Raw genomic sequence first — 6,512 nt, 5'->3', positions numbered from 1 at the left:
GCCGGGCCCCGGCGGCGGCGCTCAGGTGGGATACCCCCGAGTCATTGCAGATCACCAGGGCCGCGCGGCGGGTCAAGGCAGCAAAGGCCCCCAGTCCCAGGGGCGGCAGCAGCAGGGCGGTCGGGGCGTTGTCGAGCGCGGCTTGGCGTTCGGATGGGGGCGGCGCCATGGCGACTGTCAGGCCGCGCGCCTGCAGGGAACGGGTCAGGCTGTCGAAGCCCGGCCAGACCTTGACGCGGCCTTTGTGCAGGCCCGTGGCCGTCGGGGCGATCAGGACAAAGCCCCCCCGGGACAGCCCCGCCTGGGCAAGTGTCCGGGATGCTGCGTCTTCGTGCGCGAGGGCGGCCTGCCAGCGCAGTTCTTCGGCAGGCTGGGGCGGAGGCACCGCCAGATGCCATTGCGTCAAGGCGTGGCGGGTCAGGTGATACCAGGACTGCACCGCGTGCAGCGGGCCGGTCGGCTTGGCGCAGGGCCAGCGCAGAATCAGGCTGCGGCCGTCGTCCCGGTAGCCGGCGCAGGGAATCCCTGCGAACCGGAACACCAGGGCGCTGGACAGAGAATCGGGCAGCAGCAAGCCCAGGGGGCGTCCGAGCGGCGCCTGCCGCCGCGCATGACGGACAGCCGCTCGGTCGGCCCGCCAGGGGCCTTGCATGGGAATGAAACCTGCCAGAGGGTAGGCGGACAACAGATCCTGTGCCCAGGGCCGGGCGCAGGCCACGACGGGCAGGCCGGTGGCCAGCAGGGCCTCCAGGCTGGGCAGGCTCATGCAGACGTCACCGACCCAGTTGGGCAGGCGCACGTACAGGGCGGGATTGGGCAAGAGAGGCAATCGGCGGCTCCGGCACCCGCTGCGGCCCGGAGGCGCGAACGGGCTAAAATGCACGATTCCCAAAGTATATAAGAGAGTGTGCCGGGTGAAGACCACCACCGACCATCCTGTGGACAGCCGCCCCGTGCGCCTGGAACTGTGGCGGCAGATCTACATCCGCCTGGGCCGGGACTGGAAGGTCGGCTTGCTGGCGCTGGTGCTGCTCAGCATCGCCTCGGCAACCCAGCCGCTGTTGGCCGTCATCATGAAGCCGCTGCTCGATGAAGGCTTCACGGGCGCGCAGCCCGACTACATCTGGTCCATTCCGCTGGCCGTCGTCGGCCTGATGCTGTTGCGGGGGCTCTGTACGTTTGGCGGCACTTACCTGATGTCCTGGGTTGCCAACAACATGCTGCTGGGTCTGCGTCGCGACATGTTCGACCGTCTGCTGGGCATGTCCGACGAAACCTTCCGTGCCCGCGACCATGGGCGGCTGCTCAACCGTTTCACCATCGACGCGGGCAACGTCAGCGGCCTGTCCACCGAAGTCATCCGCGTGATCGTGCGCGAATCCCTGACGGTCGTGGCCCTGCTGGCGGTGCTGCTGTACATGTCCTGGCAGCTGACGCTGATCGTGCTGGTGATGTTGCCGCTGTCCGTGGTGACAGGGCGCTATTTCGTCCGCCGCCTGCGGCGTATCAACCGCGACACGATCAATATGAACGCGGAACTGACCCACGTGGTCTCCGAAGCCATCGCCGGCCAGCGCGTCATCAAACTGTTCGACGGCTATGCGCGCGAGCGCGACCGCTTTGCCTACGTCAATGCCCGCCTGCGACGCTTTGCCATGCGCGCGGCCAGCGCTGATTCGGCCATGTCGCCGATTTCCCAGTTTTTCGTCGCCCTGTCCGTGGCCATCGTGGTGGCCGTCGCCTTGTATCAGGCCAATCACCAGGGGCTGACGGTGGGCAGTTTCGCCGCTTTCATGGCGGCGCTGGGCCAGATATTCGATCCCTTGAAACGGCTCACCAACATTGCTGGCGCTGCCCAGCGCATGCTGATTTCGGCCGAAAGCGTGTTCGCCCTGATCGACGAACCAGTCGAAGCGGACGCTGGCAAACTGGAAATCCAGGGCCGCCTGCACGGCGAGGTCGTCTTCGATGCCGTCACGCATCGTTTCCCCGATGCGGCCCAGGACACCCTGGACCGGGTGACGCTCACGGTCCAGGCAGGCCAGACGGTGGCGCTGGTGGGGCGGTCGGGCAGCGGCAAGACCACGCTGGTGAACATGCTGCCGCGTTTCGTCGAACCCACCGGCGGCCAGGTGTCGATCGACGGCATCGACGTGCGCGCATTGCGGCTTGGCGCCCTGCGCTCGCAGCTGTCGCTGGTCAGCCAGGACGTGGTCTTGTTTGACGGCACGATCGCCGAAAACGTCGCCTACGGCATCCTGGGCGATGTGCCTGAAGACCGCATCCGCGCAGCCCTGGAAGCTGCCAGCTTGCTGGATTTCGTCGATGGCCTGCCCGAAGGCATCCATACCCCGGTAGGCAGCAATGCCAGCGCGCTGTCCGGTGGCCAGCGCCAGCGCCTGGCCATTGCCCGGGCGCTCATCAAGAACGCCCCGATCCTGATCCTGGACGAGGCCACTTCAGCCCTGGACAACGAATCCGAACGCCAGGTGCAGCTTTCTCTGGAACGGCTGATGGCAGGCCGCACGACGCTGGTGATCGCCCACCGGCTCAGTACCGTGCAGAAAGCCGATCGCATCGTCGTCCTGGACCAGGGCCGCATCGTCGAACAGGGCAGCCATGCCGAACTGCTGGCGGCCGGGGGCTTGTACGCCAATCTGTACCGCCTGCAATTCCAGGACGACGCGGTGTCCGGCGCTGCCGGCGGCATCGAATCCATGGAATCCCCGCATCCCCCGGCGCCTCAGGCGTCCAGCCCAGATTGCCTCGCCGATGAGGGCGAGAATTCCCGGAGACCCTCATGAAAACCCTATTCGCCCTGGCATCATTGACTGTCCTGGCCGCTTGCGCCGCGCCGACCGGCCTGAGCATCGACCAGCTGGAAACCGACCGCTATCAGGTGACCGAGCGCCGCCGCCTGCCCATTGATTTTCCGCAGGTGCAGCAGAATCTGTTCCGGCATGCGGCGGTATGCCACGAGACCTACACGTTCGAGATGGTGCCGGGTGAATCGGCCTTTGGGCGTGTCATCTATCGCCCCGAACCCGACGCGGGCTGGGACCGCAGTGTCGTGCTCAGCCTGACCCGGCTGCATAACCGGACCATCAACGTCAAGGCCTACAGCTACCGGGCAGGACAGATGGACCGGGTCCAGCGGATGTTCACCGCCATGATGAAACCGGATTCCTGCACGGCGAATACCAGTTGGGAAAACAAGATGGATGTCGGCAACTGATGCGGGCCGTCCGTGCGGTACCGGACGGTTGCTCAGTGCGCGCCTCGGGCCCGGAACTGGGCGCGGATGTCCTCTGGCACCAGCGCGCCGCCGGTGCTCCAGACCACATGGGTGGCCCCGGCCATCACCGGCGTCAGATCGTGGCGCTGCAGGTAGCGGCGCCCGCGCGGTGAGCCCAGCAGCCAGCGGGGGCCTCGCAAGCCAGCGGCGGCCGAAGGTTCGATGAACATGCCCTCCGTCTGTTCCAGCAGCAGTGCATCGCGAAACAGGGTGTCATCGTCTACGGTGAACACGCCAGCCAGCAGCCGCGCCATGATGGGGGCGACCAGCGGGGATGCCAGGCCGACCGCCAAGCCATCGGCCTCGGTCCGGTTGTCCAGGCCGATATCGTGCACCGACACGGGATGTGCGACGCCTGCCGCTATCTGGACCAGCATGCAGGGCGAAGCGACGGGTTCGGCAAAGAAGCAATGCACGTGTGGACCGAGCAAGCGCTTCAGGCCGTAGCTGATGCCGCCAGGGGCGCCGCCGACGCCGCAGGGCAGGTAGACGAACAGGGGGTGGGACGCGTCCACAGGGCGGCCAGTGGCCTGGATCTGGTCCAGCAGTTCCTGTGCCGCTGCGGCATAGCCCAGAAACAGGGCTTCGGAGCGCTCGTCGTCCACGAAATGGATTGCGGGATCGTCCAGGGCGGCCGTGCGGCCCGAGGCGACGGCAGCGGCATAGTCGCCCGCGTGCTCGATGACCTCGATACCCCGCTGGCGCAGGCGGTCTTTTTTCCAGGTCTTGGCGTCCGAAGACATGTGGACGGCAGCCCGGAATCCCAGGCCGGCGCCGATCAGGCCGATGGCCAGGCCCAGGTTGCCCGTACTGCCCACCGACAGGGTGTGCCGGCCCAGGTATTGGCGAACCGATGGCTCGGCCAGCCGCAGGCGGTCGTTGTCCGCTTGCAGCAGGCCGGCTTCCAGCGCGAGGCGTTCGGCCAGGACGAGCGCTTCGTGAAAGCCGCCGCGCGCCTTGACCGATCCTGCGACCGGCAGGATGTCGTCTCGCTTGAGGAACCAGGCGCCTTCGGGGGCGGATCCTGCACCGGCAGAGGCCAATGCCTGTTGCAGGCGCGGGATGGGCGACAGCGGTGAAGACAGCCGCCCGCCGGTGGCGGCCAGTTCGGGGAACAGGCGGGCCAACAGGCCGGCGCAACGTTCGAAACAGGCTTGCGCCGCCGAGGGCGCATAGGGCAGATCCCGGCCATCATCGGCGGGGTCGTGCGTCGGGGACAGCCAGAGCTGCGAGCGCCGTTCGCGCAGGTTCTGCAGTGTTTCGGCCCCCAGGGCGGCGTGCGCATCCATCATGGTTCCCCTCGTTCTGTCGCCCGTTCAGGCGTTCATGCATACGACGTGCTGAATCACAGCAGCACGATGTCGTAGTGTTCCTGGCTGTAGCCGGCCTCGACCTCCAGCGAGATCGGCTTGCCGATGAAATCACCCAGCATCGCCAGGTGCTGGCTTTCTTCTTCCAGGAACAGGTCGATCACCGGCTGCGCGGCGACGATGCGGAATTCCTTGGGGTCGAACTGGCGCGATTCTCGCAGGATTTCCCGCAGGATTTCATAGCACAGCGTGCGTGGTGTGCGCACAGTGCCGCGTGATTCACAGGTCGGGCAGGGCTCGCACATCTGGTGCGCCAGCGAATCCCGGGTGCGCTTGCGGGTCATTTCCACCAGCCCCAGCTGGCTGAAGCCGCTCACGGTCGTGCGGGTGCGGTCGCGCGCCAGGGCCTTGTTCAGTTCGGCCAGCACGGAAGCCTGGTGGCCGGGGTCGTCCATGTCGATGAAATCCAGCACGATGATTCCGCCCAGATTGCGCAGCCGCAGCTGGCGGGCGATGGCCACCGCTGCCTCCAGATTGGTCTTGAAGATCGTATCGTCGAAATTGCGCCCCCCCACGAAACCGCCTGTGTTCACGTCCACGGTCGTCAGCGCTTCGGTCTGGTCGATGATCAGGTAGCCGCCCGATTTCAGGTCCACGCGGCGCGACAGGGCGCGGGCGATTTCCTCGTCCACGTTGGCCATGTCGAACAATGGCCGGTTGCCGCGGTAATGATGAATGCGGTCCGCGACCGACGGCGTGTAGCGCTGCGCCCATTCCACCAGTTCCTGTGTCACTGTGCGCGAGTCGACCGTGATCGAGGCGGTATCGGGCGTGACCATGTCCCTCAGCACGCGCTGTGCCAGGGTGGGTTCGACATAGACGCAGGAGGGCGCCGGCGCCTGGCGGATGCGGGTTTGGATGCTGGCCCACAGCGTGCGTAGATAGGTGATGTCGGCGGCCAGTTCTTCGTCGCTGGCGTCCTCGGCCTGGGTGCGCACAATGAACCCGCCGGGCTCGTCTGCGGGTTTCAGCGCCAGCAGACGCTCGCGCAGCGCATTGCGTTCCGTTTCGTTGCCGATGCGCTGGGAAATGCCGATATGCGGTTCGTGGGGCAGGTAGACCAGCATGCGACCGGCGATGCTGATATGGGTGGACAGCCGCGCCCCCTTGGTGCCCAGGGGATCCTTGATGACCTGGACCAGCAGGGACTGGCCCTCGAACAGCAGTTTTTCAATGGGAGTCGGTGGGGTATGGTCGTTGCCGATGCGGACATGGCGGTTTTGCCGCAAATCGGCCACATGAATGAAAGCGGCGCGTTCCTGGCCAATGTCCACGAAGGCGCTCTGCATTCCGGGCAGCACGCGGGCAACACGCCCCAGATACAGATTGCCGACATGACCGCGCTGGATGCTGCGTTCGATATGCAGTTCCTGCACGACGCCCTGGGTGGTCAGGGCGACGCGGGTTTCGAATGGGGTGACGTTGATGAGGATGTCTTCTGTCATGGGTGCGGCCGTTTTACCGTATCGGTTCGGATGAATGCAATTTATCACCCCCTGCAATCCCATGTTTGCCGGTTTGGGGGCGATGCCCTACACTCGATGGGTCCAGTAGCGGACAACGGATGCGGGGGAGGCTCCGTGCCGCCCACGCCTTGCACGACAAATACAACAGGAGGCGTTCATGCATGTCATCTATCAGATTCTTGCGGTCATTCTCATCGGCACCTCGATCGGGGCCTGCCTGAGCAAACGCGACAAGGTCCTGCTGCTGGGCTCTCTGGCCGGGATCGTCCTGGGGGGTGTGGCCTTGTTCATGCCTTCATGGCCTCCGCTGGCTGTTGGCGCAGCGGTGTTCTTCATTGCGCAGACGATGCAGCGTGACGCCAGGCTCGGGGCCTGACGTCT

Annotated in this window: 6 protein-coding genes; 3 read left to right on the top strand and 3 right to left on the bottom strand. The window is 65.9% G+C overall.

Features of this window, described 5'->3' with window-relative positions; all coding sequences use genetic code 11:
• Positions 1-766, bottom strand: a 766-nt coding sequence (locus tag RBR29_RS09880; protein ID WP_320348931.1) for a glycosyltransferase family 9 protein, incomplete at its 3' end; no start/stop codon positions are given.
• Positions 767-914: 148 nt separating this feature from the next.
• Between RBR29_RS09880 and msbA the strand changes: the two genes are divergently transcribed.
• Entirely contained in the window at positions 915-2,804 is a 1,890-nt protein-coding gene (gene msbA / locus RBR29_RS09875; protein ID WP_320348929.1) for a lipid A export permease/ATP-binding protein MsbA, read from the top strand.
• Positions 2,801-3,235, top strand: coding sequence for a hypothetical protein (locus RBR29_RS09870; RefSeq protein WP_320348927.1), 435 nt, complete (start codon positions 2,801-2,803; stop codon positions 3,233-3,235). The genes msbA and RBR29_RS09870 overlap by 4 nt, the downstream gene beginning before the upstream one ends.
• 32 nt (positions 3,236-3,267) lie before the next feature.
• Here RBR29_RS09870 and RBR29_RS09865 read toward each other — a convergent pair whose 3' ends face one another.
• Together RBR29_RS09865 and rng are read right to left on the bottom strand one after the other, a co-directional pair.
• Positions 3,268-4,587, bottom strand: coding sequence for a D-serine ammonia-lyase (locus RBR29_RS09865; RefSeq protein ID WP_320348926.1), 1,320 nt, complete (start codon positions 4,585-4,587; stop codon positions 3,268-3,270).
• Between the two features lie 53 nt (positions 4,588-4,640).
• The gene (gene rng / locus RBR29_RS09860; protein ID WP_320348925.1) at positions 4,641-6,110 is read right to left on the bottom strand and encodes a ribonuclease G; all 1,470 of its coding nucleotides are present in this window, start codon (positions 6,108-6,110) and stop codon (positions 4,641-4,643) included.
• Between the two features lie 178 nt (positions 6,111-6,288).
• On the opposite strand from rng, the gene RBR29_RS09855 reads away from it, so the two are divergent.
• On the top strand, positions 6,289-6,507 hold the full coding sequence (locus RBR29_RS09855) for a hypothetical protein (RefSeq protein ID WP_320348923.1): 219 nt from the start codon (positions 6,289-6,291) through the stop codon (positions 6,505-6,507).
• Positions 6,508-6,512: the final 5 nt, after the last annotated feature.

Origin of the sequence: Castellaniella sp., assembly GCF_034007085.1 — a bacterium.
Lineage (GTDB): Bacteria > Pseudomonadota > Gammaproteobacteria > Burkholderiales > Burkholderiaceae_B > Castellaniella.
Note: the sequence above shows the minus strand (reverse complement) of the source record. Positions and strands in the feature narration are given on the sequence as shown.